Below are 24,363 nucleotides of genomic sequence, written 5' to 3' on the forward strand. Positions count from 1 at the left end.
CATCTGGATCAATGTGTATGACGAATGTGTCAAAAATGGCTTGTGAAAAAGGACAAAGTTTCCACCCATAAAGGAACTCGGCCAATCCCGAAGCTGGTCTATGATGTCGAAATGACATTCTCTATTCTTCCATGAAATGTCCGGGACCTTGAACCGCAAGACAAGGCTCGAACTGCCCGTAGCGATCGCCTGGGCCTGCGCCTGCGTCGCCGCCACCTGCATGCTGGGCTGGATGATCGACGTCCATGCGCTGGTCTCGCTTCTGCCCGGCCTGCCCGTGATGGTGCCGCTGACGGCCGCGCTCACCCTGCTGGCCAGCTGGACGCTGTGCCAGCGCCAGCGCGCCGGCGGCGCCGGGCTGGCGCCGGCCATCGTGCTGGTGGCGATCGCGACGCTCATTTTGACGACCTATGGCGCCGAGCGGCTGGGGCTGCTGGAGAAGCCGATCGTTCGCAGCGGCGCCTGGGGCGTCTCGTCGCCGATCACGGCCAGCATGTTCCTCGGCATCGGCCTGAGCCTGGCGACCCTGTCCGCGCCGCGCCTGATCCGGCATTCGCAATGGCTGGCGCTTGCGGTGCTCTTCCTGTCCTCCCTGACGCTGGCGGGTTACTTGTCCCGGGATACCTTTCTCTATCAACTCTTGCCGGGCACGGGTACCTCGATCCTGACCTCGCTGGTGCTGATCAGCCTCTCGATCGGCAGCCTGGCCTCACGCCCGCGCGAAGGCATCATGGTGGCGGTCGCCGGCCCGGCGACACGGGCACGGATCGCCCGGCGCCTGCTGCTGGCGACGGCCGCGATGCCGGTGCTGTGCGGGGTGGGGGTCTGGACCGCGCTGCACGTCGACCTGGTCGACACCGATACCGCGATCGCCTTGCTGGTCTGGGGCATCTCCGCCTTCCTCGTGGTAAGCACCTGGCAGGGCGCCCTGCGCCTGGGCCGGGCCGAGGCCGCGCTGGAAGAGGCGATGCTGGCGCTGCGCGAAGCGGACGCCAACAAGGACCGCTTCCTGGCGGTGCTCGCGCACGAGCTGCGCAATCCGCTGGCGCCGTTGCGCACCGCCGCCGACTTGCTGCGCCTGCCCGCCGGCCTCGAGGCGGCCCAGCAGCGCCGCACCGGCGACATCGTGGCGCGCCAGGTCGACGCCATGAGCCACCTGATCGAAGACCTGCTCGACGTCTCGCGCACCCGGCAGGGCCTGATCGCCATCGACCGCGCGCCGGTCGACCTGCACACGGTGGCCGGCGACGCGGTCGAGCAGACCCGCTCGCTGATGGCCCACCGCGGCCACCGGCTGCTGACCGAGCTGCCCGACGTCCATCCGCGCATCCTGGGCGACCACAAGCGGCTGGTGCAGGTGCTGGCCAACCTGCTGGTGAATTCGGCCAGGTACACGCCGGAAGGCGGCGAGATCACGCTGGCGCTGCGGGTCCGCCCCGGCTATGCGGACATCGTGGTGCGCGACAACGGGATCGGCATCGATACCGTCATGCTGGGGCGCATTTTCGACTCGTTCACGCAGGCCCAGCGCAATCCGGAACGCGGCGAGGGCGGCCTGGGTCTTGGCCTGTCCCTGGTCAAGAAGCTGGTGGAACTGCATGGTGGAACCGTGACTGCCAGCAGCGCCGGGGTAGGACAGGGCAGTGCGTTCACGGTGACGCTGCCGGTCGGGGCCGAGGGGTAGGCAGCTTCAAGGTTTGTAGGCGACCCAGCCGCGGAAACTCAGGCCGGCGTAGAACAGGGCGACGCCGGTGAAGCCGGCCTGGCGCAGCATGTTCTCTTCTTCCTCGGGCGCCAGGATGGTGAGCCTGGCGCGGATCGTGTCGCAGGCCTGCCGCAGCTGGGCCGGGTCGGCGTCTTGCGCTGCGGAATAGCCGACGTGGCGGGCGATCCATTGCGAACGTTCCGGCTCAGTCTGCGCGAAGCTGATGTGGGCCAGGGTGAAGGCGGCGCCGGATCGCAGGCGGCGGAAGATGTGTTCCAGCGTGGCCAGGCGCTGCTCGCGTGGAATGAAATGGAAGGTCAGCAGGGCGGTGGCGCCGTCGTAGGGACCGTCAGGGGCGCTGGCAATATAGCCTTGCAGCAGTTGCACTCGATCGGCGTGCGGCACGACCGTCTGCCGGGCTACCTTCAGCATCTCGGCGGACGGGTCGATACCGTCGAAGCACCAGCCCGGATACGCGTCGGCCAGCGCCTTCATCTCGAGCCCGCCGCCGGCGCCCAGCACCAGCATGTGTGCGTTCTCCGGAGCATGTTCCGCCAGCAGCATGCCGACCATGCGGTGGAGGCTGTCGAAGCCGGGAACCTGGCGCGGTGGACGTTCCGTATAGGATCTGGCGCTGTCCCTGTCGAAGAGTGGATGGGTCATCCGGTGTGCCTTGATGGAATTTACGTAACTCATTATGTTACATAAGTGCCGGCCGGTAAACTGTAACCATCGAACACAGGGGAGGATTGCTCGGCTATAGTGACGATCCGCCGCCGCGCTACCGCGCTAAATCCCTTGGCCAGTCTGTGCAAGATCAAACCTGCAACTTTTGCACTTTCAATACGAAATCATTCACTTAGAAAGAACTCTTCAGAATTTACTTTAAGTGTGTGAAGAGCTCTGCTAGCATCCTTCGCTCGGATGGAGGAATGCATGGCTGAGCAAACCAGGGATGATGTGCGCAGGGACGTCACCACGGCCGGTTTCGTGGATGAGGGCTTGAAACTGTGCAGGCGGTATGGCTTGCATCCGGCCTTGTTGTTCATGGAAGAGGTCGGGGTGCCGCGGCCCGTTGCGCTCAGGGTGCTGTGCTCGCCCGATCACTTCCGCCAGCGCGATCGGCGCCGCACGCCACGCTCGCCGCTGCACTCCTGCGTGGCCTGAAGCAGGCCACCGCAATTACTCGGCGGCGCCCGCGCATCGCTCCCGGGCCATATCCCAGCGTCCGCCACGGTCCAGGCAACTGTCTATCTGCAGCTGGTTCCAGGCCCACAGGCCAAGGGCAAGCAGCAGTAGCAATAGCACGGCCGACGTCAAACGTCGTCGCATGATGGTCAATCCTCGCTGCGGCCTGAGGCCTCCCGGTTGCGCGCGTAATGGTGGACGAGCGGAAATTCCGGCAGCCAGGACTCGCGCCGGACGATCCAGTTTTCGTAAGTCGGCATCAACTGGTCCGGCGCGTCGAGGATGCCCAGGTGAACCTCGATTTCATCCTCGCTGCGGCCGAAGACGGAGGAGCCGCAGCGCGGGCAGAAATGGCGTCCCTGGTAGTCGCGGGTCTCGCCGGTGATCGTCACTGCGCTCTCGGGGAAGATTGCCGCGGCATAGAACAGCGCGCCATGGTGCTTGCGGCAGTCGAGGCAATGGCACAGGCCCACCCGGTAGGGGCGGCCGGACGTTTCCAGCCGCACGTCGCCGCACAGGCAGCCGCCGGTGAGCCTGTCCATCGGCGGGCTCAAGCCTTGCCGACCTTGGTGCGCGGGTTCTTGCCGACCCGGGCGCCGTGTACCGGTGGATTGGCCGGCGCGCTTTCCGGCGCGCCGCCCGACACGTCCAGCGGCGAGCCGCCCCGGGCCTTGGGTTCGGCGGGCGGCTTGTCCGCGGCGCCGTCGGCCGCGCCGTTTGCTGCCGGCATGGCCGTTGCGACCGCCTGGCGGAACTGATCTTGCAACATATTCCACCACGCAACCGCGGCGGGCATGGCCGCATTGGCTTGGGATGCATCGGGCGCGGCTGCCGCGCCGTCCGGTGCGGCGGACGCCGGGGGCGCCGGCGGCGTCATGGCCGACTGGGCGAAGAATTGCGAGAAGGGCTGGGCCAGCGCCGGGTCGGCGCCCGCGCGCTGCATCGCCTGCGCCATGCTGTCGCCCATCGCCTTCAGGGTCGCCAGGGTGCCGCGCTGCACTTCCAGCGCCTGGATGGTCCCGCGCAGCATGCCCAGGTTCAGGTTGAGCCAGGATTCGACGGCCTTGAGGTCGGCGATCTTCTTGTCCAGCTCTTCGGTGGACAGGCCGGCGCCGCCCATGCCCGGCGCGGTCACGCCCGGGACGTGCATGCCGCCCCACAGGTTCTTCACGAATTCCAGGGTGTCGGTCATTCCGGCGGCATTCGGGATTGGCGGCTTGAGCATCGGTCTTCTCCGGGTGGGTGAATCCCAAGCGTAGCAGATAAATAACAGGCGCACCAAGGTGGCACGCAAGCCTGCCCGGCAGCATGCCTGCGGCGCTCAGGCTACACTAGCGGGTATGCGTTCCCCTTTTTCTCCCCAGCGATGGCGCGCGCTGGTGTTCGGCACGCTGGTCGTGCTGGTGCACTGGCTGGCGCTGGGCTGGCTCACCGCCGGCACCCAGGGCCTGGCGCTGCCGATGCGCGATGGCGAAGGGCTGGTGAGCGTGGCAGAGCTGCTGCCGATGCAGGCCGCTCCGGCGCCGGCGCCTGACTTCGCGCCACCGCCGCCGCCGAAGATGGCGCAGCCGCCCTTGCCGGACTTCGAGCCGCTGCCGTCGAATATGGTGGTGCAGGATGCGATCGCGCCGCCGGCAACGCCGCCCGGCCCGCCCGCGCCGCCGCCGGAAGCGCCGCCCGCGCCCGATGCGGCGCCGGCCATCGCCGCGGCCGCACCCGTCCTCCTGCCGTCCGCGGAAGGGGAGGCGGCCCCGGTCGTCCATACGATCCGCCGCTACAAGGTCGACGTGCCGCCGCCGGCCGATATCACCTACGAGGTGGCGCGCAAGGACGCCGACGGCACCACCTGGAGCGGCGAAGCGAAGCTGGCGTGGCAGCTGGCGGAGCAGGGTTACCGGATGCGCTTCGAGGCCGGCATCAAGGTCGTGTTCGCGCGCGTGAACCTGGTGGTGCTGACCAGCGAAGGCCACGTCGGCAACACCGGCTTCGCGCCGGTGACGATGACGGAAAAGCGCCGCGGCCGCTCGCAGACCGCGACCCATTTCGACTGGCCCGCGAACCGGGTCACCTTCTCGGCGTCCGAGGCCAGGTACGACCTGCTGCCCGGCGCCCAGGACAAGGCCACGGTGCCGCTGCAGCTGGCGGCGATCGCGCGCGGCGACGCGGCCCAGCTCACCGGCGACATCGACATGTTCGTCGGCGAGGAGCGCTACGGTTCCGTCTACACCTTCAACGTCGTCGGTCCCGAGGAGATCGACACCCCGGTCGGGCGCCTGCAGACGGTGCGCATCGCGCGTCCGCCGAAGCAGGGCTCGTACAAATCGCGGCTCGACATCTGGCTGTCGCCCGCCCATGGCTGGATCCCCGTGAAGATCCAGAGCAGCGAAGCCAATGGGGCGGTGACCATCCAGACCGTCAGGCACATCGACATGAACAAGACAGGAAGCACATGATGCACACACGTTTCACACTCAAACAGGGCAGCGTCGCGCTGCTCCTCGCCTGCGCGTTCGGCGCGGCGGTGGCGCAGGATGCGCCGGCCAGCGCCAAGCGCCCCTTCGAACTGCCGCCGTCGGCCGACCTGCACTATGAACTGCAGGCGCGCCAGCGCGGCTTCGGCCTGAAGGGCGAAGCCATCGTCACCTGGCGCGCCGGCGACGGCAAATACAGCATCGGCGCCGAATCGAAGGTGCCGGTGCTGGGCACCATCACCGACGACCGCAGCAGCGGCGCCATCGACGCCTGGGGCCTGGCGCCCGCCGAATTCGTCGAGAAGCGCATGCGCAAGGACCCGACCACGGCGACCTTCGATCGCGGCGCGAAGTCGCTGAGCTTCAGCGAGAGCAAGCAGGTGTATCCGCTCAAGGGCGGGGAACAGGACCGGGTGTCGATCACCTGGCAGCTGGCCGCGGTGGCGCGGGCGGCGGGGGACAAGTTCAAGGCCGGGTCGAAATGGCCGTTCTTCGTGGCTGGGCGGCGCGATGCCGAGAGCTGGGTGTTCGAGGTGGTGCGGCGCGAGAAGGTGAAGACCGGGCTGGGGGAGGTCGATGCGGTGCTGGTGTCGCGCCTGCCGGTGGCGGACAAGAAGGACCAGTCGCTGGAGGTGTGGCTGGCGCCGCAGCATGAGTGGTATCCGGTCAAGCTGCGCTACCAGGAAGGGGAGAAGGAAGCGATCGACCAGACCCTCAGTACGGTAACAAAACGTTAACGCTTTTTTATTGTTACCCCGGAGACCGTCGCACCTGCGAAGTCCGGTGCCCAATTTCGCTGAGCAGTCGGTACGCATGCAAAATTAGGTTCCGGCCTACGCCGGAACGACGTGCTTTTAAACGTGGGGAAAGCATACTTCACCGCTTCCTAGTTGCATAAAACGCAATTTCAAACTGTGTCTTTCCTGCAATAGCAACCCCTTTGGCGCCCCGCCAAACTGCTAATTGCCCACCCTAAACTGCTATACTGGCGCCCCCGCGGACGGCAGAGCACGTCCGCGCGCAGATGAACGGTACCTCTACATGATCGACAACCTGGCCGGCGCGGCGCTCGCCGCAGATTCCCGCATTACCGCCGAATTGACCCCTGCGGAAGACGACCCCTTACAGGCGCACTTCCAGAACGGCGTCGCGCCCGACGAGATCGAGCAGGTCTATCACCTCAAGCGCGCGCAGCCGATGCTGTCGGCGTTCACGGCCCTGTTCCACGGCACCCAGGACGGCGTGCTGGTGCGCCTGCTGGTCCTGCGCGAGCTGGCCAGCGACACCGCCACCTCGAGCTTCTCGCGCGCCGACATCAACAACAAGCTGGCCTACCTGATCCCGGAAAGCCTGGAGACCGTCCTGAACCGCCTGCGCGGCCACGGCCTGCTGGCCTGGGATGCGCCGAGCGCCGTCTACCGCATCACGCCGCTGGCGCGCAATGTGCTGTCGGCGCTGGACACCCTGATCGCCCTGGCCAAGCCGGAAGAAGACGACGCCGAGATGGGCTTCCTGCTGTCGCAGGTGGCCGGCGCCCAGGCCGTGGGCGGGGTGACCGTCGAGCAGCTGCGCCACCTGCTGGGCCGCCTGGTGGAACTCACCGAGGAGTTCCGCGATGCGATCGCCTCCGGTTCCGAATTCCGCCTGCGCACCTCGCAGGCGAAGTGGCACATGGCCTGCGACTGGGTCGAGAAGGGCTCCGTGATCCTGCGCGCCATCACGCAAGACCCGGCCGCCGACTCGGCCACCCACCGCGCCGCCCAGGCCATCGGCCGCGCACAAAGCGCGCTGCTGAACATGCAGGGCATGTTCTCGCGCGCCCTGAACCAGATCGAGCGCCAGCGCGTGCACCTGGGCCAGTCCGGCCTGTCGACCACCGACGTGAAACGCTGGCTGCTGGCCCACGAAGACCTGGCCAGCCTGGCCGAGGATGCGATCGACCGCCCGGTGGTGCCGCTGTTCGGCACGCCGGCCGAGATGATCGACGTGGCCGAGACCGAGCTGCTGCTCGAGCGCGTGACCTCGACCGGCCCCAAGGGCCTGCCGAGCGGCCAGGATGCGCCGCTCACCGTGAACGACAACCCGGCCATGCAGGCGGAACTGAACGACTGGATCAACAAGCTGGCCGACTTCGCCAACCTCGGCAACTTCCCGGAATTCTCGGACAGCGGCCCGAAGAAGGTGGCGCTGCACGAGTCGCTGCTGCCGGCGTCCTTCGCCGTCGCCTCCTACCGCGCCTCGCTGCTGCCGCTGCTGGGCGACGCGGCCGAGGCCAGCCTGCAGGGCGCGACCGCCGAGCTGGCGCGCCTGCCGGTGAAGTTCGAGCCGACGGACAGCATGATCCAGCTCGACGACCCCGAAGTGGCGGCCATGTCGATCGCCACCCTCTCACTGAATCTGGACCTCGATGGTCCTCAAGGCGGACCCCAAGATGAATGACGACGCACAAATCCTGATCGCGCGCCTGCTGACGCACCAGACCCTGCGCCGCGACGACAAGATGGTCAAGCGCGCGCTGTCGGACGAAGCCTTCCGTATCGAGATCGACAAGCGCCTGCTGGAATCCGGCCTCAAATTGCTGGATAACGTCTACGCCGACCACGTGACCATCGCCCTGCACCGCAACGTCGAGCCGAAGATCTTCGGGGCCAAGGACATCTGGCAGAACAATAATTTCGGCCTGACCCGCGACGGCGTGGCCCTGCTGGTGGTGCTGTGGGCGCAGATCATCCTCCCGAAGCGCGAGCGCCAGGAGACCCACGTCACGGTGAGCGACGACCAGACCGACATGTTCGACAAGGACGCGCCGATCCCGCGCGCCGAGGACACCTCGATCGGCATCTCCTACACCGCGCTGCTGTCCGACTTCGGCGACAAGCTGGGCAAGAAGACGCGCATGGACATGAACCTGGGCGTGCTGTCCAAACTCGGCTTCATCGAGCGCCGCGGCGACGTGATCCTGGAAGGCCCGCTGCTGGACCTGATGATGGACACCGACGTGCTGAAGGAACGCATCATCAACGGCGCGCTGGCCGAGGTGTTCAAGCGCGCCCCGCTGGCCGCGGCCCCGCGCCGCATCTCTACCGATAACGACGCCGCGAACGACGCCGTCGTCGAAGCTGCAGACGACGCCGAAACCCCGAACTAAGGTAGCCCCATGTTCCACATCAAATCACTCGAACTGGTCCACTGGGATTACTGGCAGCGGATCAAGAACATCCCGCTGGACGCCAAGATCATCACGATCGCGGGCCAGAACGGCTCCGGCAAGACCACCCTGTTGGACGCGCTGCGCACCCTGTTCGGCCTGGACTGCTCGATGGGCCGCACGTATAAACACTATGCGCGCCACTCGGGCCAGCAGAGCGCCTGGCTGCGCGCCGTGGTCGACAACAAGCCGGTCGGCCGCCAGTTGTCGAACCGCCCGTTCCGCCATTCCGGCTTCTTCGCCGACGACGAAGTGACGCTGTTCTGCCAGGTGCAGAAGAACGGCGGCGACTGGAAGCGCCAGTACCTGATGCGACCGGGGAACGTCGAGATCGAGGAAGTGACGGAAGCCACCGACTGGCTCGGCGTCGAGAACTACAAGAAGCGCCTGGCCTCGGCCGGCCTGTCGCCGGCAATGTCGAAGGTGCTGGCGCTGGAGCAGGGCGAGACCGACAAGCTGTGCGAATACGCGCCGCGCCAGCTGCTCGACCTGGTGTTCCAGGTCTTCGGCGACAAGGAAGTGCTGGACGCCTACGACGAGGCCAAGCGCCACCAGCGCGACACCGAGACGGAGCTGAAGCGCTTCGAGGCCGAACTCGAGACCTCGCGCATCAACCTCGAAGGCCTGCGCCTGCGCGTGGCCAACTACCACCAGTGGGAAGACCTGCACCAGGAAAAGAAGGAGCTGCAGGAAGAGGCGCTGCCGGCCCTCGAATACATTGAAGCGCGCGCCAAGGCCGCGACCATCAGCCTGAACCTGAAGGAAGCGCGCAAGCCCCTGCTGGCCGCCGACTCGATCCTGGCCGAGAAGCGCCAGCAACTGGCCGCTCAGCAGCGCGCGCTGACCGAGGCGCAGAAGCTGGAAACCCAGCTCGAACAGGAAGCCACCGAACTGGCGGGCCGCCTCACCCAGGTCAACCAGAAACTGAAACCTCTGGAGAGCCTGGCCGAGCAGAAGGAACGCCTGCAGAAGCTGTCCGCGGACGCCGGCGCGGATCTCGCGGAAGTGGCCAACCTGCTGAACGAAAAAGAAGCGGAGCTGGCCAAGAACAAGCAGCAGCGCGACAACGTCTCCGCAAAGATCGCCGCCGAGATGGCGACCATCTCGGCCCTGCAGGGCAAGAGCGCGATGCCGGAGCCGGAAGCCCAGCGCCAGATGCGCCGCGCCCTGCGCGAAGAGGGCATCGCCCACGCCATGCTGTCGGACATCGTCGAAGTGACCGATCCGAAGTGGCAAGGTGCAGTCGAGGGTGTGCTGGGAGGCTACGCGTCCGTGGTGCTGCTCGAGAAAGCGAAGGACGCGCCGGCGGCCTACCGCCTGGCGGAAAAGGAGCGCTATCGTCACTTCATCGTGCCGGACTGCGTCGAAGCGCCGGTGGTGAAGGACGCCAGCCTGCTGTCGGTGGTGCGCTTCTCCGGCAAGGCGCCGGGCTGGCTGATCGACCAGCTGGAACGCATCGAGCGCGTGGATTCGGTCGACGCCGGCTTCAAGGCCGACGCCGACGAATGGATCACGCCGGACGCCTACCACCGCGAACGCCGCGGCGGCCGCTCGCTGTTCGTCGAACCGTCGCGCTACCGCTTCGGCTCGGCCGGCAAGACCCAGCGCCTGGAAGCGATCCAGAAGCTGCTGCCGACGCTGGAAGCGCAGGAAGATGCGCTGACCCTCACCATCAGCAAGCTGGCGGCGGAAGTCGGCGGCTTGAAAGGCCGCATCGCCGGCGTGGACGCGGCCAAGGAACTGTCGGCGCGCCAGGCCGAGTTCGAGGAAGCGGCGCGTGCGCTGCAGCCGCTCAAGGCCGAGCGCCTGGAAGTCGGCGCGCGCCTGGGCGAGCTGTCGACCCTGACCAAGAACGCGACGGTGGCGCGCACCCGCGCCGACACCGTGTGGCAGAACGCGCGCATGGCCTTGTCCGAAGCGGAAGCCGGCATGCGCCTGAACAACCGCCGCACCATCGAGCAGCGCGCGGAACATGCCAAGGCCTTGCTGGAGCTGCGCAAGGGCTGGCGCCACGTGCCGGCGAACTGGAAGAACGCCGCCTGGCGCGGCGTCATCGTGTCCAGGCACCAGAACGCGCACCAGGTCAACCTGCGCCTGTCCTCGCTCGAACACGCCCTGGCGCGCGACGACTGGGAACAGGACGGCACCGTGATCGACCAGTACGCGCGCCTGAACGACCAGCTCTCCGGCCGCCAGTCGGAGACCGAGGAACGCCGCTACCAGAACAACCGCGCGATCGAAGCTACCGCGAATGCGCGCGGCGCCTACATCGAGCGCCTGCGCTATACGATCAAGACCTACTCGAAGAACATCAAGGAGCTGGGCGAACTGGCCGGCATCGACGTGCAGGCCGACCCGGTGCGCCTCGAGAACGACGACGTCCAGCTGGCCCAGGCCGGCCTGCACGTGCGCTTCAAGTTCGACGGCAAGGACCAGATCGGGATGAACGACGGCGAGGCCTCGGGCGGCCAGCAGGTGATGAAATCGCTGGTGCTGCTCATCGGCCTGCTGAAGTCCGAGGAAGGCTCGGGCGGCTTCGTGTTCATCGACGAACCCTTCGCCCACCTGGACATCCGCAACATCCAGCTGGTCGGCGAGTTCCTCAAGAACACCGATGCCCAATACCTGATGACGACGCCGCTGACGCACAACACCGACGTGTACGACCCATCCGAGCTGACCCTCATCACCAGCAAGAAGAAGAAGGATGTGCAGTGGGCGCAGCCGATCTTCGTGCTGCAGCGGAGGAAGGAAGAGGCGAAGGCCGCTTAGAGCGGGAGCCGATGGCTCCAACAGAAAGGGCCGCTGGCCTGATGCCGTTCAGTTAGCAGTAAAACCGTCGCCCCGGCGCAGGCCGGGGCCAATTCAAGCGTCTCGACAGCGCATGCAAACTTCGCCGGAACAATGCCAGTGGCATTGTTCCGGCGAAGGTGAACAGCGCGGTGTCGGTGGGCGAGGTGGCGCTGGCCGCAATGGTTCCCGGCGCCGCACCCCGGCCGCGCCGGATCGTGCTGCCGCCCGAGGTGCTGGCCGATCACGCCGGGCGTGGGCGGCAGCTTGGTCCTGCAGGTCGGCGGGCAGAAAAAGATCCTCGCCTTTGCCGCCGCGCACGACGAGTTCATCGCGCGCGCGAACGGATCGACGTTCAGCTTCAAGCGCACGAGCGGCGGCGTGGTCGACAGCGTCGAAGGGCGCCAGAAGGGGCGTGCCGTCACGGCCAGGGCGCAGCCCCGCGAAGGACGGCGCCGGCTAGATTGCGGCATAGCGCCGCTTGCATTCCTCCAGCGCCGCCGCATAGTCGACGATGGGAGCGGGGTAGTCGGGAATCGGCTCCTCGCGCAGCCAGGGTTCATGCAGGTGGCGTGCCTCGATCGATTCCAGCGCCGGCAGCCAGTGCTTGATGTATCTGGCGTCCGGATCGTAGGATTTCGATTGCGACGACGGGTTGAAGATGCGGTAGGGCGGCTGGGCGTCGGCGCCGGTCGAGGCGACCCACTGCCAGTTGCCGTTGTTCGAGGCCTGGTCGTAGTCGTTCAGCTTCAGCGCAAAATAGGCCTCGCCCTCGCGCCAATCGACCCCCAGGATCTTGACCAGGAAGGAGGCGGCGATCAGGCGCGCGCGGTTGTGCATGGCGCCGGTTTGGTTCAGCTGCGTCATCGCCGCGTCGACGATGGGATAGCCGGTCGCGGCCCCCTTCCATGCGTCCAGGCGCCGCTTGCTGGCGCCGCCCTTGACCCAGTCCAGCTTCGCATACTTTTCCAGGTAGGGGCCGTCGGCCACGCGCGGCACGTTGTGCAGCAGCTGCGAGAAGAATTCGCGCCAGCAGACTTCGCGGATCCAGCCATTGACGCCGTCGTTGCGGGTGTCCACATGCTTGCCCAGCTCGCGGAAGATCTCGCGGATCGACATGGTGCCGAAGCGCAGGTGGATGTCCAGTCCCGAGGTGCCGGGGATGGCCAGGTCGTTGCGCGTTTTCATGTAATCGCCGATCTTGCCGAGGAATTCGCGGAACACGCGTCGTGCGCCGCTCGTGCCGGGATACAGGTTCAGGCCATCCAGGTCGATATCGTCGAAGCCGAGCCGCGCCAGCGGGATGTTCGACGGGCCCGTGGGCGGAGTGCCGAAGTGCTTCCCGAGGGCCGCCGTATCGAAGTCGCGCAGCACCCCCTCGTCCTCGCCCAGCCGTTTCAGCCAGGCGCGGTAATAGGGCGTGAAGCGGGTATAGGGCGCGTTCGACTGGCTGAGCACCTCGTCCTTGTGCAGCAGCACCTGGTCCTTCGTCAGCACCAGCTCGCGGTCCTCGCGCGCCAATGCCTCGCCGATCGCATCGTCGCGCCGGCGCGCCTCGGGCTCGTAGTCGTCGTTGGCGAACACGCGCCGAACGTCATGGCGGCGCGCCAGTTCGGGAATGACTTTCTTCGGGTCGCCCTCGAGGGCCAGCAGCTTGCCGCCCATCTTGGCCAGCGCGGCGCCGGCTTCCTCGACGCTGGCGTGGATGAAGGCGACCCGGCGGTCGGCCTTCGGCAGGTCGTCGAGGATGGTGTGGTCGTAGACGAATACGCAGATGACTTCGTCCGAAGCGGAGAGCGCCGCGTGCAGCGCCGTGTTGTCGTGCGCGCGCAGGTCGCGGCGCATCCAGAAGATCGATCGTCGGTCGTTCACGCGCTCGCCTGTCATGTCCATGGTTGTCTCGCCATTCTAGGCAAGCACCGGCCGCGCAGGCGCACCGTATCAGGCGAGCGGATCTTCCACGTCGCGCGGATCGGTCAGGGCGATCAGGCCCTTGGCCAGGTAGAGCACGATGAGGATGCCGACGACGTCGCCGGTGACCATGATGGCCAGCGCGGCCCAGTCCACGCCGCCCGTCTGCACCCACATGAAGGCATGGTGGAAGGCGGGACTCATGACGCCGCAGAGGGCGCCGGTGAACAGGAGGCGCTGCGCCGTCAGGTTCTTGAGGCGCGGCCCCAGGTCGAACCAGTGTTTCGCGAACAGGTAGGCCAGATAGGGGCCGCCCGCGCCGGCGATGGCGCCGCTCAGGGCGCGCACGTCGTCGTGGAAGACGAAGTGGCCGAAGTTGAGATACAGGCTCACCGCCAGCAGGCCAATGAAGCCGGTGAATCCGAACAGCAGCGTCGCCAGGAGGCGGACGCCGGCGGGAAGGAAGACCCAGTTGATGCCGTTACTGTGCTCGAGCGGCAGGAACAGGGACTCGTTGACCCCGTTGATGGCGATGAACATCAGGACCGTCAGGGTGGCGTAGACGAGCTGTCGCGCCGCCTTGTGTCCCAGAGCGCCGGCAAGGGCCATCATTCGAAATCGATCGCCTTGCGCACCTGGCGGCGCCAGCGCAGCAGCCCCGCCGAATACAGGCCGAAGTAGCCGGCCGTCAGGCCCACGCACAGCATGGTGAGCGGTTCGTCGGTCAGCCTCGGCGCCGGAATGCCCTTGCCCTGGTTGGCATAGATCTCGACGCCGAGGTAGAGGATGCGCGCCACCAGCACCATGGCCATCAGGATGCCGAGGCGCATCGGCGGCGTGAAGTAATTCCCTTGCGGCGTGTCTTCGAAGCGGGTCTTCTTCAACGCCCACACGCCCCAGCCGATACCGAATAGCGCGCCGACCACGAGCGCGCCGAGGTTGACGAGGTTGCCGAGCAGCTGGGCGGCCGGCACCAGGATCATGGCGCCGAACACCAGCACGCCGGTGTAGTGGCGCGAGACGATCGAGCGCTGGCGCGTCATGCGGGCCTGGATGCGCTTGTAGACGCGCCAGACCAGCAGCGGCGTCAGGGCGAGCAGGATGAGGGTGGTGATCGAAAGGTCCATGTCCGCTATTGTAGCCGCCGCGCACGCCACGCGGGGAGCGGGCGGCGGCCCTGCGGGCATCATGGTAAGGTGTCCATCCCTTGAACAGGAGATTCCCGCCATGAACGTCGTTTCGCCAGTGGAAGCACACCGCGCGCCGGACCCGGCGCCAATCGAGGAACCGTCGCCGGAGCCGTTCGATACGCCGCATCCCCACCACCAGCCCGGTCACGGCCACACGCCGCACGATGAGGACCCGGTGCCGGATCCGAAGCCCAGCATGTTCGCCTGACTACGCGGCCTGGGTCATCTTGACAAGGTTAAGTCTTCGATAAGAACCGCAGGATAGATTGGATGTGCGCGCCAGAACGTCTTCCGGCGCGCATGACCAATCGCCTGCCATGATCCGATCGATACCGACACGCCGCCGCCGCCACTACGTCCTCAAAACCTGCCTCGCCCTGGGTCTGCTGGTGCTCGGCTACCTGCTCGTCTTCCTTTTTCCCAAGCCGATGTTCGGCTACCACAGCAGCTACCAGAACTACCGGGTCTGGTCGGACAGGCCGATTCCCGGCGAGATCGTGCAGGTGCTGGACGACGTCACGCGGCGCCTGGGCGCTTCTGCGCTGCACGAGCGCACGACGCCGGTCGAGATCTTCTTCTGCAACGAGCCCTGGCGCCTGTGGCTGTATGGCGGCGCCTTCAGCACGCAGCTGGGCGGAACGGCGGATGTGTGGCTCACGCGCCGGGTCCATATCCGGGCGTCAAGCATCGCCGCCAACCGCATCCATTCGCCGAACGGCGGCCCGCTCGCGGATGCGGCGCAACGCCCGCTATCCTATTTCATCGCGCATGAGATCACGCACAACGACGTCTCGCGCAGGTTCGGGCGCACGGTCATGCTGCGCTATCCGCGCTGGCTGCTGGAGGGTTATGCCGATTACGTGGGCAAGGGCGGCGACTTCGATCTCGACAGCAACCGCGCCCAGTTCATCGCGGGCGCCCGGGAACTCGATGTCGGCAAGAGCGGCCTGTATCGCGGCTTTCACCTGAAGGTCGCTTACCTGCTCGACAAGCGCGGATGGACGCTGGAACAGCTGTTCGCCCAGCCGCCTGAGGAAGGACAGCTGGACGTCTGGCTGCGCAGCCCTACGCCCCCGTGAACATCTGCACGACGCTATGCGGCGCATCGGGTCCGAAGAAGCGACGGTGGTTGCCGGCTGTCTGCCTGGCAGCGGCTTGCGCGCGCGGGAACATGGCCGCTTCGTAGTCACGGATGGCGGCGGCGGAATCGCCGGGATGGCCGCAGATCGCCAGCGCGAGTTCGGCGCCGTCCTGGATGGCGAGATTCGCACCTTCGCCGGCGAAGGGCGACATCAGGTGCGCGGCATCGCCGACCAGGGTGACGTCCGCCATGCTGTCCCAGCGATGATCGACCGGCAGGGCGTGCAGGGGCCGCACGATCCGCGCGTCGTCGGCGAGCGTGACCAGTGCCCTCAGCCGCGGCGACCAGTCGTCGAACTCCGCGGCAATGCACCCAGGCGGCTTGTCCAGCGCGATATAGCCATGCACGTCTCCGTCGGCATAGCGGTGCATGAGCAGGGCCTTCTCCGGCGCGACCGCCATCAGCGTGCCCGTGCCGATCAGGTCCACCATGTCCGGCGTACAGGAGGCGGCGTCGATACGCACCTCGATGAACGTGGTGCCGATATAAGCCGGTGTGGTGGCGCTGAGCAGCGGACGCACGCGTGACCACGCGCCGTCCGCGCCGACAAGAAGCTCCGGGCTGACGGACGTCCCGTCCGCGAACGCCAGGCACAGGCGGCCGTCAATGCCGCGCTCGGCCCGCACCAGCTTGCGGCCCCAGGCGATGGCGTCTGCAGGCAGGGATTCGATCAGGAGCCGCCGCAGGTCGCCGCGCCTGACTTCCGGCCGCCCGCCGGCCTGTCCCGGCTTGTCGAGCAGGATCCGGCCGGCGCTGTCGACGATGCGCTTGGCGTCCTCGCCCGGCAGCACCAGCGCAAGGAACCGTTCATACAGCCCGGCGGCGCGCAGGCCGGGCTGGCCACCGTCTTCATGGATATCGAGCAGGCCGCCCTGCGCGCGGGCGTCGGCCGACGCATCGGCTTCGTAGATGGTGGCAGCGATGCCGCGGGTATGCAGGACGCGGGCGAGGGTCAGGCCGCCGAGGCCTGCGCCGACAATGGCAATGGGGGAGGGATGAGAGATGGGCATGGCGCTCCTGTCGAGGAAACGCTGGCCGATCGGGGGATGCCCGGTGACGTGTATGCGGCGCAGGGGCGCCGTTTTTCGCGAAGTCGTGGCGGGAATGATGGCACACATTCCCGCCACGGGTGAGCCGTTCAAGGCATCAGTCGAAGGCCCACGAGTACAGCACGTCGAGCGCGGTATTGGTCCCGGTCTGGAATTGCAGCGTGATGCGCGGGCTCCACTTGTAGCGCAGGCGCACCAGGCTGGACGCCGTGGTTGCGCCCTGTTCGAAGCTGAGGTAGGCTCGGTTCGAGATGCGCTTGCCCACCGTGACCACGGTGCTTTCCAGCCCGGTCGCGGTGCCGTTGGCCTGCTTCAGGCCCAGTTCGTCGACGCCGAGCGAGGTCGCCAGCTTCTGCGTGATGCCGCCGGTGCCGCCCTTGCCGCCCAACAGGGCGCCCGCAGCCGCGGCCAGCACGTCCTTCTCGTTGCCGCTGGTGCCTTCCATGCCGTGGCCCAGCACCAGCCAGGACAGCTTCTCGCTGTCCGGCACGTTCGGCGTCGACACCAGCACCGCCTGCGGCGACTGCGCGGTGCCGCGCACCTGCACGCCGGCTTCGACGTTGGTGCTCGAGAGCTGCTCGCCCTCGGGGCGCTTCCTCACCGCGAGCACGTCGAGCGAGGGATTGTCGTAGGGGCCGCTGAAGGTGATGTTGGCGCGTTCGATCGCCAGCTTCTGGCCGTAGGCGGCGTAGTTGCCCTCGACCGCGCGGATGGTGCCGTTCACGCGCGGGCTGCCGGAACCGACCATGCGCACGCGGACGTTGCCGGCCAGGGTCACGTCGGCGCCGAGGCCGCGCAGCTTGAATTCCTCGCCCAGGTCGGCGCGCAGGTCGACCGTGAGCGGCAGCTCTTCCTTCCTGTTGGACGGGATGGGTTTCGCGCCGCCCTGGCCCAGCACGATCACGTCGTCCGACATGGTCGGGCGGCCCTGCGGCGCGAATTCGATCAGGGCGCGGTCGGCGCGCACATTGCCCTCGAGGGCGAAGCGTTCGCTGTTGCGCACCAGCGAGGCCTTGCCGCTCAGGACCACGGTGCGGTCGGGGCGCGACAGGGCTTCCAGCTTGTCGAGGGTCAGGCGCAGGTCGGCGGCGGCCAGGCCGTTTGAAAAGCGCAGCGAGCCGTCGGCCGAGGCGCTGCCCTGGCGGCCCTGGAAGTACAAGCGCTGCAGGTTCAGCTGGTCGCCGGCCAGGCTGGCGCGCAGTTCGCCGTTCTGCAGGCGCACGCCCTGTTCCGGCCAGCGCACCGCCAGGCGGTCGCCCTGCAGGCTGCCGTCCAGGCGCGGGGTGCCGATGGTGCCGGAGCCGGTGAGGGCCAGGCGCAGCGCGCCGTCGAGTTCCAGGCCGGACTGGCCGGCGAACGCGGCCAGCCAGGCGATCGAGCCCATGTTGGCGTTGGCCGTCATGCGCATCGGGCTGTCCTGGTCCAGGCGGCCCTGGATCAGCTGGGCCGTGCCGTCGAGGTCCGCGGTGCCGGTGCGGGCGCCATCCAGTGCGACTTTCACGCGCAGGGCGCCGCCGGTGACGTCGGCGCGCGCGTCCAGGGTGCGCAGGCCGAGCGGGACCGGGCTGTCGCTGCCGGCGATGACGTCGCCCTTCTCGCGGAACACGTGGACCATGCCGTCCAGCGCCGGCGCGCCGCCGGTGGCGGTGGCGGTGCGCAGATCGAGCGCCCATTGCGCGCCCAGGGTCAGGTCGCCGCGCGCATTGTCGCGGATCGCCGGCGAGAACTGGGCGAGGTAGGTCAGCGGGACGTTGTCCGCATGCCCTTTGCTATTCCAGCGCGGACCGTTCTTCACCAGCGAATCGACGGTGATGCTGCCGGCCGGCAGGCGCACCACGGCGCCGTTGAAGGCGATGCGCTCGGGCGAGGCCAGGCCCATCACGCCGCTGCCCTTGCTGCCTGCGATGGTGAGCGGCACGGGAGCATGCAGCGCCATCGCGTAGCGCCCGCGGTTCTGCAGGGCGGCCAGGGTGCCGCTCCAGGTGTCGCCCGTGAAGCCGCCGCGCACCTCGACGTTGGCGTCGAAGGCGTCGCCCACGGCGGCGGCGCGCAGGATGTGGGCGCCGCGCGTGCCTTCGCTCTTCAGGCTCGCCGAGGCGATGCGGGTGTCGCCGCTGACGTAGTCCAGCATCTGGATGTCGGTGGCGATCGCGTCGCGCGCGCCGCGGCCCGAGGCGATGTTGGCGTTGGCCTTCAGCGAACGGATGGTGTGCACGCCCAGCAGGCGCAGGTTCTGGCCTTCGAGGGCGGCGGTCAGCGACGGCGTGTCCATGGTGCCGGACAGGGTGCCCTGGCCGCGCAGGATGCCCGCGAAGTCGGGGCCGAGCGCCGCCAGCTGCGGGGCGTCGATGCGCCAGCCCAGCTGGTCGTTGCCCGCGCCGAAGCTGCCCTTGGCGGCGACCATATTGGCGCCGACGTGCAGGTCGACGTCGGCGTTCGACACGTGGCGGCGGTCGGCCGTCAGTTTCGCATGGCCCCACAGCGGGGAGTTCGAGAGGGTCGAATCCTGCACGCGCAGGTCGACGTTGCCGCGCCAGTCGGCGCCGCTGCGGCCGCTGGCATCGAAAGCGCCGTTGATCGAGCCGGCAAGCGGCGAGCCGAAGGCGGCCGGGTTGAAGCGCTGCATGGCGCCGCTCACCCTGGCTTCGACGAAGCGCGCGCCTTCGGAACCGGCCAGCCAGGCTTCGCCGTTCGCGCGCAGGCTGCCGTTGGCGTTCTTGCGCTGGGCCGCGACCCAGCCCAGGTTGTTGGCCTCGACCGTGAAGGTGGTGCGCGGCGCGGCCATGGTGCCGGTGGCGACGCCGCTGGCGACTACCGCGCCATACAGGTCGCTGCGCACGGCGGCCAGCTGGCGGCCGTCGAGGCGCCAGTTCAGACGGTCGCCGGCGCCGCCGAAGGCGCCCTTGAGCGCGGCCGTGTTCTGGCCCAGGGCGAGATTGGCGTCGATGCCGCTGATGCGCTTGGCGTCCGCATGCAGCTTGCCTTCGCCGCTCAGGGCCTGGTTCATCAGGCGGCTGCGGCGCACGGCGAAGTCGGCGTCCACGCGCCACTCCGGCGCCAGGGCGCCGGCCACGTTGACGCTGGCGTTGATGTCGGCCTGCGGGAAGTCGCCGAAGTTGGCCGGGTTGAAGCGGGTCGCGCTGGCGCTGGCCTTGAAAGCCTTGTCGTCCAGCAGGTTCATGTTGCCGCTGACGTCGACGCGGCTGCTGCCGCTCGAGATGCGCGCTTCGCGCACCGTGACCACATTGTTTTCCAGGGTGGCGAGCGCGGTCAGGCGCAGCGCCTTGTCGGCCAGGTTGGCCTGCAGGGTTTGCGTGTTGGCGGTGTTGGCCACCTGGATGTCGCCGCGGATCGCGGTCGGTTTCATCGCGCCGTGGATGCCCTTCAGGTCGAAGCGGTCGGTGTGCAGGGTGAAGCGCGCGGTGCCGATGCCTTCCTCGTCGGCCCCACGCTGCACCCCGCCCGTGCCGGTGAAGCGGCCGGCGGCGCCGAAGTCCATCAGCACGTCGGACACTTGCAGGGCATTGAGGTTGCCGCCTAGCTGGCCACGCATCGCGCGCAGCGGCAGGCGCTGCTGGTCGATGGTGCCTTCCGGGCCGTCGTTGGTGATGTCGACGCTGCCGCTGAGGTTGCGCTTCTCATCGAGCTTGCCGGCGATGGCGAAGGTCAGGTCCGCCGTCGGCAGCGACGGGTTGAAGAAGCCCGGGTCGACGTTGCGGCCGTTGATGCGCATCTCGCGCAGCGGAATGTCGGCATAGGGCGACAGCACCAGGCGGGCGTCGCCGACGGCGCGTCCGGCCTGGCCGCTGGCGTCGACCAGCGTGGTCTCCAGGTCGCCGCCGACTTTCAGGCGCAGCTGGGCCGCACGCGCGCCCGCACTGGCCTGCGATTGGGTCAGGCTGGCGGTGGCGTCGAGCTTGAACGGGCGCTGGGCGCCGATGCTGCCGGTGGCCGCCACATCGCCCCAGGGCGTCGCGGCGGCGGCGTTGCGCACTTCCCAGCGCTGCTTGTTGCCTTCCACCCGCAGGCGGATATTGTCGATGCGGGTTTCGGCGCCTTTCGAGACGAACACCGCCTTCGTTAGGCGCGCGTCGTCGATCGAGACGGTGAACGGCGGCGCCAGCTTGGTCGGCATGGTGCTCTTCTCGTCGGACTCCTTGAGCGTCTCCATGCGCAGGTCGGCCGCGCGCAGTTCGTCGACCAGGATGCCGCGCGAGACGATCTGCCCGGGCGACCAGCGCAGGTCGATGTCGTTGGCCACGACCAGCTGCTCGTCGGTGCGCCAGACGATGCGGTCGATGTGCATGGCGCCGTACAGCGAGCCGCGCACACCGGTGAGGGTCAGCTTGCCGCCGGTGGAAGCCGCGACCTTTTGCGCGATCATCTGCAAGGTGGTCTCGCGGCCGAGGTACCAGAGCGTGCCGCCGATGACGGCGCCGGTCACGACGACGCCGATGGCGACGCGGCGCGGCCAGCGCCGCGGTTTGGCGACGGGCGCCGGCGTCTGGTCCGGAGTGGTGTCGTTCGTATCCATCAGAAGGTGAATCCCAGGGAGAAGTGCAGGCGCGCCTTTTTGACCGCGTGGCCATAGGCCAGGTCGACGTTGATCGGGCCGACCGGGCTGCGCCAGCGCGCACCGATGCCGTAGCCGGATTTCGGCTCCAGGTCGCCGACCTTGTCGGCGGCGTTGCCGGCGTCGTAGAAGAAGGCCACGCCCCATGGTGGACGGAACCAGTACTGGTACTCGGCGCTCGCGGTGATCATGTACTTGCCGCCGACGATGGCGTCGCCCTCGCGCACGCCCAGCTCGCGGTAGCCGTAGCCGCGCACCGACTGGTCGCCGCCGGCGCGGAACAGGAAGGTGCTCGGCACGCCCAGCTTTTCCTTGGCCGCGACGCCGCCGAATTCGCCGCGCAGCACCAGGGTGCCGGATTCGCCGAGCGGCTTGAACATCTGGCCGCGCAAATACAGGCGCAGGAATTTTTCGTCGGTCAGGATCGGCAGCAGCGCGCCGCCCAGCTGGCCCTGCACCACGTAGCCGTTGGTCGGCTGGATCAGGCTGTCGAGCTGGCGCTTGGTGATGCTGTAGGTGAGCGGCAGGCTGCGGGTGGTGGTTGGCTCCGCCGGTGGCACCTCGCGTTTCTCGGCCAGCGCTTCCAGCGTCAGGCTGCGCTCGAGCAGCGGCGTGCCCCACTGGCGCCGCGCGGCCACGGTGGCCAGCGTGGTGATCTCGCCGCGCACGTCGTTGCGCTCGACGCCGGCGCCGACGCTGTCGTTGTAACCCTTCGGCGTGGTCGGCCAGTAGAAGTCGACGCGCGCCGTCTGCCGCTTCTGTTCGTAGATGACGTCGCTCTTCATGCGCTTGCCGAACACGTTCAGGTCGTCGTAGCTGGCCTGGGCGCGCGCCCCGGTATCGGTCGAGAAGCCGAGACCCACCTCGACGTTCTTGCGCTTGTTTTCGGTCACGCGCACCAGCACCGGCAGCACCGTGGGGCCGGTGGTCGGCTCGGGCGTGGCCGGGTTGCCGTCGCTGTCGTCGTCGCCGTCCTTCAGGTCCTGGATCTCGGCATTGAGCACGGCGCGCAGGTCGGCGCTGACTTCCACGCTGCTGAAGTAGCCGGTGTCCTGCAGCCGCGATTGCAGGGCCTGCAGGGCGGCCTCGCTGTACTCGTCGCCCGGCTTGATCTGGTTCAGGTTGGTGATGACTTCGCGCGGATAGCGCTTCAGGCCGCGGATGCGCAGCTCGCCGAAGTGCATCTCGGGGCCGCTGTCGATCACCACGTGGAGCAGGGCGCGGCGCTGTTCCGGGTCGACCGTGGCGCTGGTCTCGACCAGGCGCGCGCGCGGGAAGCGGGTCTGCGCGACGTCGCGCAGCAGGGCGTTCTTGGCGCCTTCCCAGTCGGCCTGGCGGAAGCGCGCGCCCACCGGCAGCTGCCAGCGCTGGCGCAGGGCGCCGGCGTCGAAGGGCGCCGCGCCCTTGTCGATCGGGGCGAAGCCCTGCAGCACCAGGTCGACGTCGCCGACCACGGTCGGCTCGCCCGGGTCGACGATCACGCGCGCGACGGGACGGCTGCCGCTGGTATCCAGGCCGGCGGAGATCTTCGGCGAGTAGTAGCCCTCGGTGGCGATGTAGGTCTTGGCCTGGGCCGGGGCTTCCTTGACCAGGCGCTGCAGCTGTTCCATGTCCACGCGCGGGTTGCCGCGCCAGCGCATCAGGTCGAGGTTTTCCTCCAGCATGTTCTCCAGCTGGCGCGGGGCGTCGATGCGGACCTGGTAGTCGATGCCCTGGGCGTGCAGGGCGGTCGCGAACAGCAAGGCGCCTATGCCGGCGAGGAGACGGGACAGGGGACGCAGGCGGCAGGGGATCGATCTGGCAGGAAACATGGCACTCCGACGGAAAAATTCATGGCAATCTTAGCGGATTGGCAAAAATGACGACGGACGGCTGAGTTATCCGTGCGCCACAGGTGCTGCACGATTGACCCGGTTTTATGCCAGAATGCGCGGTTCTCCCGTCTTATTTTTCGGAACATGACCATGCTCGCGCCAGATACCGCCCTCGTCCTCTTCAGCGGAGGCCAGGACTCCACCACCTGCCTGGCCTGGGCGTTGCAGCGCTATGCCCGTGTCGAGACCATCGGCTTCGACTACGGCCAGCGCCACGCGATCGAGCTGGAAGTGCGTCCGACCCTGCTTTCTAAAATGCGCGCACTGAATCCGGAATGGGATGCGCGCCTGGGCGAGGATCACATGATCGATCTCGGCCTGATCTCGACGATTTCGGATACGGCGCTGACCAGCAACGTGGCCATCGCGATGCAGGAGAACGGGCTGCCGAATACCTTCGTCCCGGGGCGCAACCTCTTGTTCATGACGGTGGCGGCCACCGTCGCCTACCGCCGCGGCCTCAACGTGCTGGTGGGCGGCATGTGCGAGACCGATTTCTCCGGCTATCCGGACTGTCGCGACGACACCATGAAGGCGCTGCAGGTGGCGCTGAACCTGGGGATGGCGACCCGCCTGAAGGTCGAGACGCCGCTGATGTGGATCGACAAGGCGCAGACCTGGCAGCTGGCCGAGGATTGCGGCGGGTCGGCGCTGGTGGACCTGATCCGCTTCGATACCCATACCTGCTACCTGGGCGAACGCGGCGCGGCCCACGCCTGGGGCCACGGCTGCGGCACCTGCCCGGCCTGCGCGCTGCGGGCGCGCGGCTACGAGCAGTACGTGGCGGGTAAAACCGCTTAAACCGCGGCGGGCAGCCTGGCCACTACCTTGATCTCGAACTGGAAGCCGTACAGCCAGGTCACCCCGACCGCGGTCGCGTTCGGGTAGGGCGCCTCGCCCCAGTATTCCCGCGCCACCTCCCGGATCCGCTCGAAATGCTGCTGCGGATCGACGATGAAGACCGTCACGTCGACCACGTCGTCGAAGGTGCAGCCGGCCGCCTCCAGCACCGCGTTCAGGTTCTGGAAGGCGCGCCGCACCTGGGCGTCGAGTTCCGGCTCGGGCGAGCCGTCCTCGCGGCTGCCCACCTGGCCGGACACGAACAGGAAGCCGCCGGATTTCACCGCCGGCGAATAGCGGTTCTGTTCATAGAGGGCCTGGCGGCCCGGGGGAAATACCACGTCGCGTTTTGTCATCGCAATCTCCTGTGAATGGGTGGAAGAAGCTTAGTCGCGCCCATTGTGCAAATAAACTGACAATTCA

Annotated in this window: 20 protein-coding genes; 10 read left to right on the forward strand and 10 right to left on the reverse strand. The window is 67.8% G+C overall.

The genetic code is table 11. The features are described 5' to 3' along the window. Positions 1 to 148: 148 nt before the first annotated feature. Positions 149 to 1,684, forward strand: a complete 1,536-nt coding sequence (locus LQ564_RS12650; protein WP_231058447.1) for a sensor histidine kinase — start codon at positions 149 to 151, stop codon at positions 1,682 to 1,684. Between the two features lie 6 nt (positions 1,685 to 1,690). Here LQ564_RS12650 and LQ564_RS12655 read toward each other — a convergent pair whose 3' ends face one another. Then, the gene (locus tag LQ564_RS12655) at positions 1,691 to 2,368 is read right to left on the reverse strand and encodes a class I SAM-dependent methyltransferase (protein WP_231058448.1); all 678 of its coding nucleotides are present in this window, start codon (positions 2,366 to 2,368) and stop codon (positions 1,691 to 1,693) included. Positions 2,369 to 2,641: 273 nt separating this feature from the next. Here LQ564_RS12655 and LQ564_RS12660 point away from each other — a divergent pair, with 273 nt between their 5' ends. Beyond that, on the forward strand, positions 2,642 to 2,872 hold the full coding sequence (locus tag LQ564_RS12660) for a hypothetical protein (protein WP_231058449.1): 231 nt from the start codon (positions 2,642 to 2,644) through the stop codon (positions 2,870 to 2,872). Positions 2,873 to 3,042: 170 nt separating this feature from the next. Here the strand turns inward: LQ564_RS12660 and LQ564_RS12665 are convergent, their stop codons facing one another. Then, positions 3,043 to 3,435: a GFA family protein gene (locus tag LQ564_RS12665; RefSeq protein ID WP_231058450.1), complete on the reverse strand. Its 393-nt coding sequence runs from the start codon at positions 3,433 to 3,435 to the stop codon at positions 3,043 to 3,045. Between the two features lie 8 nt (positions 3,436 to 3,443). Beyond that, positions 3,444 to 4,118: a PhaM family polyhydroxyalkanoate granule multifunctional regulatory protein gene (locus LQ564_RS12670; RefSeq protein WP_231058451.1), complete on the reverse strand. Its 675-nt coding sequence runs from the start codon at positions 4,116 to 4,118 to the stop codon at positions 3,444 to 3,446. A 115-nt stretch (positions 4,119 to 4,233) separates the two neighbouring features. Here LQ564_RS12670 and LQ564_RS12675 point away from each other — a divergent pair, with 115 nt between their 5' ends. The 5 genes from LQ564_RS12675 (at position 4,234) to LQ564_RS12695 (ending at position 11,344) form a co-directional block, all read left to right on the forward strand. After that, positions 4,234 to 5,346: a DUF3108 domain-containing protein gene (locus LQ564_RS12675; RefSeq protein WP_231058452.1), complete on the forward strand. Its 1,113-nt coding sequence runs from the start codon at positions 4,234 to 4,236 to the stop codon at positions 5,344 to 5,346. Continuing rightward, positions 5,343 to 6,101, forward strand: a complete 759-nt coding sequence (locus LQ564_RS12680) for a DUF3108 domain-containing protein (RefSeq protein WP_231058453.1) — start codon at positions 5,343 to 5,345, stop codon at positions 6,099 to 6,101. The genes LQ564_RS12675 and LQ564_RS12680 overlap by 4 nt, the downstream gene beginning before the upstream one ends. Positions 6,102 to 6,405: 304 nt before the next feature. After that, a complete protein-coding gene (locus LQ564_RS12685) occupies positions 6,406 to 7,803 on the forward strand; it encodes a hypothetical protein (RefSeq protein WP_231058454.1) in 1,398 nt (465 codons plus the stop codon). Continuing rightward, positions 7,796 to 8,512, forward strand: a complete 717-nt coding sequence (locus LQ564_RS12690) for a hypothetical protein (protein ID WP_231058455.1) — start codon at positions 7,796 to 7,798, stop codon at positions 8,510 to 8,512. The genes LQ564_RS12685 and LQ564_RS12690 overlap by 8 nt, the downstream gene beginning before the upstream one ends. 9 nt (positions 8,513 to 8,521) lie before the next feature. After that, positions 8,522 to 11,344 carry an ATP-binding protein gene (locus LQ564_RS12695; protein ID WP_231058456.1) on the forward strand — a complete coding sequence of 941 codons (2,823 nt, stop codon included), beginning with the start codon at positions 8,522 to 8,524 and terminating at the stop codon, positions 11,342 to 11,344. Between the two features lie 477 nt (positions 11,345 to 11,821). Here LQ564_RS12695 and LQ564_RS12700 read toward each other — a convergent pair whose 3' ends face one another. From LQ564_RS12700 to LQ564_RS12710, 3 genes are all read right to left on the reverse strand, one after another. Beyond that, positions 11,822 to 13,234, reverse strand: coding sequence for a cryptochrome/photolyase family protein (locus tag LQ564_RS12700; RefSeq protein WP_231058457.1), 1,413 nt, complete (start codon positions 13,232 to 13,234; stop codon positions 11,822 to 11,824). Between the two features lie 69 nt (positions 13,235 to 13,303). Beyond that, positions 13,304 to 13,885 carry a hypothetical protein gene (locus LQ564_RS12705; RefSeq protein WP_231058458.1) on the reverse strand — a complete coding sequence of 194 codons (582 nt, stop codon included), beginning with the start codon at positions 13,883 to 13,885 and terminating at the stop codon, positions 13,304 to 13,306. Next, complete coding sequence (locus LQ564_RS12710; RefSeq protein ID WP_231058459.1) at positions 13,882 to 14,400, reverse strand: CcdC protein domain-containing protein; 519 nt, start codon at positions 14,398 to 14,400, stop codon at positions 13,882 to 13,884. The genes LQ564_RS12705 and LQ564_RS12710 overlap by 4 nt, the downstream gene beginning before the upstream one ends. Positions 14,401 to 14,500: 100 nt before the next feature. Between LQ564_RS12710 and LQ564_RS12715 the strand changes: the two genes are divergently transcribed. Further along, positions 14,501 to 14,671 (forward strand): hypothetical protein, encoded by a 171-nt coding sequence (locus tag LQ564_RS12715; protein ID WP_231058460.1) that lies wholly within the window; start codon positions 14,501 to 14,503, stop codon positions 14,669 to 14,671. Between the two features lie 109 nt (positions 14,672 to 14,780). After that, positions 14,781 to 15,542 (forward strand): hypothetical protein, encoded by a 762-nt coding sequence (locus tag LQ564_RS12720; RefSeq protein WP_231058461.1) that lies wholly within the window; start codon positions 14,781 to 14,783, stop codon positions 15,540 to 15,542. Here LQ564_RS12720 and LQ564_RS12725 read toward each other — a convergent pair. The 3 genes from LQ564_RS12725 to LQ564_RS12735 form a co-directional block, all read right to left on the reverse strand. Next, on the reverse strand, positions 15,529 to 16,614 hold the full coding sequence (locus LQ564_RS12725; protein WP_231058462.1) for an FAD-dependent oxidoreductase: 1,086 nt from the start codon (positions 16,612 to 16,614) through the stop codon (positions 15,529 to 15,531). The two genes, LQ564_RS12720 and LQ564_RS12725, sit on opposite strands and share 14 nt — an antisense overlap. 136 nt (positions 16,615 to 16,750) lie before the next feature. Beyond that, complete coding sequence (locus LQ564_RS12730; protein WP_231058463.1) at positions 16,751 to 21,187, reverse strand: translocation/assembly module TamB domain-containing protein; 4,437 nt, start codon at positions 21,185 to 21,187, stop codon at positions 16,751 to 16,753. Then, a complete protein-coding gene (locus tag LQ564_RS12735; RefSeq protein WP_231058464.1) occupies positions 21,187 to 23,037 on the reverse strand; it encodes an autotransporter assembly complex protein TamA in 1,851 nt (616 codons plus the stop codon). The genes LQ564_RS12730 and LQ564_RS12735 overlap by 1 nt, the downstream gene beginning before the upstream one ends. Before the next feature lie 147 nt (positions 23,038 to 23,184). On the opposite strand from LQ564_RS12735, the gene queC reads away from it, so the two are divergent. Further along, positions 23,185 to 23,901, forward strand: a complete 717-nt coding sequence (gene queC / locus LQ564_RS12740) for a 7-cyano-7-deazaguanine synthase QueC (protein WP_231058465.1) — start codon at positions 23,185 to 23,187, stop codon at positions 23,899 to 23,901. Here the strand turns inward: queC and LQ564_RS12745 are convergent. Then, complete coding sequence (locus LQ564_RS12745) at positions 23,898 to 24,296, reverse strand: RidA family protein (protein ID WP_231058466.1); 399 nt, start codon at positions 24,294 to 24,296, stop codon at positions 23,898 to 23,900. The genes queC and LQ564_RS12745 overlap by 4 nt on opposite strands. Positions 24,297 to 24,363 lie beyond the last annotated feature (67 nt).

Origin of the sequence: Massilia phyllostachyos (assembly GCF_021044825.1) — a bacterium.
Classification (GTDB): Bacteria; Pseudomonadota; Gammaproteobacteria; order Burkholderiales; family Burkholderiaceae_D; genus Telluria; species Telluria phyllostachyos.

Excerpts from the sequence above, each read along its gene's own strand:
- LQ564_RS12655 (WP_231058448.1), bottom strand. The coding sequence starts at position 2,368 with ATGACCCATCCACTCTTCGACAGGGACAGCGCCAGATCCTATACGGAA.
- LQ564_RS12660 (WP_231058449.1), top strand. The coding sequence starts at position 2,642 with ATGGCTGAGCAAACCAGGGATGATGTGCGCAGGGACGTCACCACGGCC.
- LQ564_RS12665 (WP_231058450.1), bottom strand. The coding sequence starts at position 3,435 with ATGGACAGGCTCACCGGCGGCTGCCTGTGCGGCGACGTGCGGCTGGAA.
- LQ564_RS12670 (WP_231058451.1), bottom strand. The coding sequence starts at position 4,118 with ATGCTCAAGCCGCCAATCCCGAATGCCGCCGGAATGACCGACACCCTG.
- LQ564_RS12675 (WP_231058452.1), top strand. The coding sequence starts at position 4,234 with ATGCGTTCCCCTTTTTCTCCCCAGCGATGGCGCGCGCTGGTGTTCGGC.
- LQ564_RS12680 (WP_231058453.1), top strand. The coding sequence starts at position 5,343 with ATGATGCACACACGTTTCACACTCAAACAGGGCAGCGTCGCGCTGCTC.
- LQ564_RS12685 (WP_231058454.1), top strand. The coding sequence starts at position 6,406 with ATGATCGACAACCTGGCCGGCGCGGCGCTCGCCGCAGATTCCCGCATT.
- LQ564_RS12690 (WP_231058455.1), top strand. The coding sequence starts at position 7,796 with ATGAATGACGACGCACAAATCCTGATCGCGCGCCTGCTGACGCACCAG.
- LQ564_RS12695 (WP_231058456.1), top strand. The coding sequence starts at position 8,522 with ATGTTCCACATCAAATCACTCGAACTGGTCCACTGGGATTACTGGCAG.
- LQ564_RS12705 (WP_231058458.1), bottom strand. The coding sequence starts at position 13,885 with ATGATGGCCCTTGCCGGCGCTCTGGGACACAAGGCGGCGCGACAGCTC.
- LQ564_RS12710 (WP_231058459.1), bottom strand. The coding sequence starts at position 14,400 with ATGGACCTTTCGATCACCACCCTCATCCTGCTCGCCCTGACGCCGCTG.
- LQ564_RS12715 (WP_231058460.1), top strand. The coding sequence starts at position 14,501 with ATGAACGTCGTTTCGCCAGTGGAAGCACACCGCGCGCCGGACCCGGCG.
- LQ564_RS12720 (WP_231058461.1), top strand. The coding sequence starts at position 14,781 with ATGATCCGATCGATACCGACACGCCGCCGCCGCCACTACGTCCTCAAA.
- LQ564_RS12725 (WP_231058462.1), bottom strand. The coding sequence starts at position 16,614 with ATGCCCATCTCTCATCCCTCCCCCATTGCCATTGTCGGCGCAGGCCTC.
- LQ564_RS12730 (WP_231058463.1), bottom strand. The coding sequence starts at position 21,187 with ATGGATACGAACGACACCACTCCGGACCAGACGCCGGCGCCCGTCGCC.
- LQ564_RS12735 (WP_231058464.1), bottom strand. The coding sequence starts at position 23,037 with ATGTTTCCTGCCAGATCGATCCCCTGCCGCCTGCGTCCCCTGTCCCGT.
- queC (WP_231058465.1), top strand. The coding sequence starts at position 23,185 with ATGACCATGCTCGCGCCAGATACCGCCCTCGTCCTCTTCAGCGGAGGC.
- LQ564_RS12745 (WP_231058466.1), bottom strand. The coding sequence starts at position 24,296 with ATGACAAAACGCGACGTGGTATTTCCCCCGGGCCGCCAGGCCCTCTAT.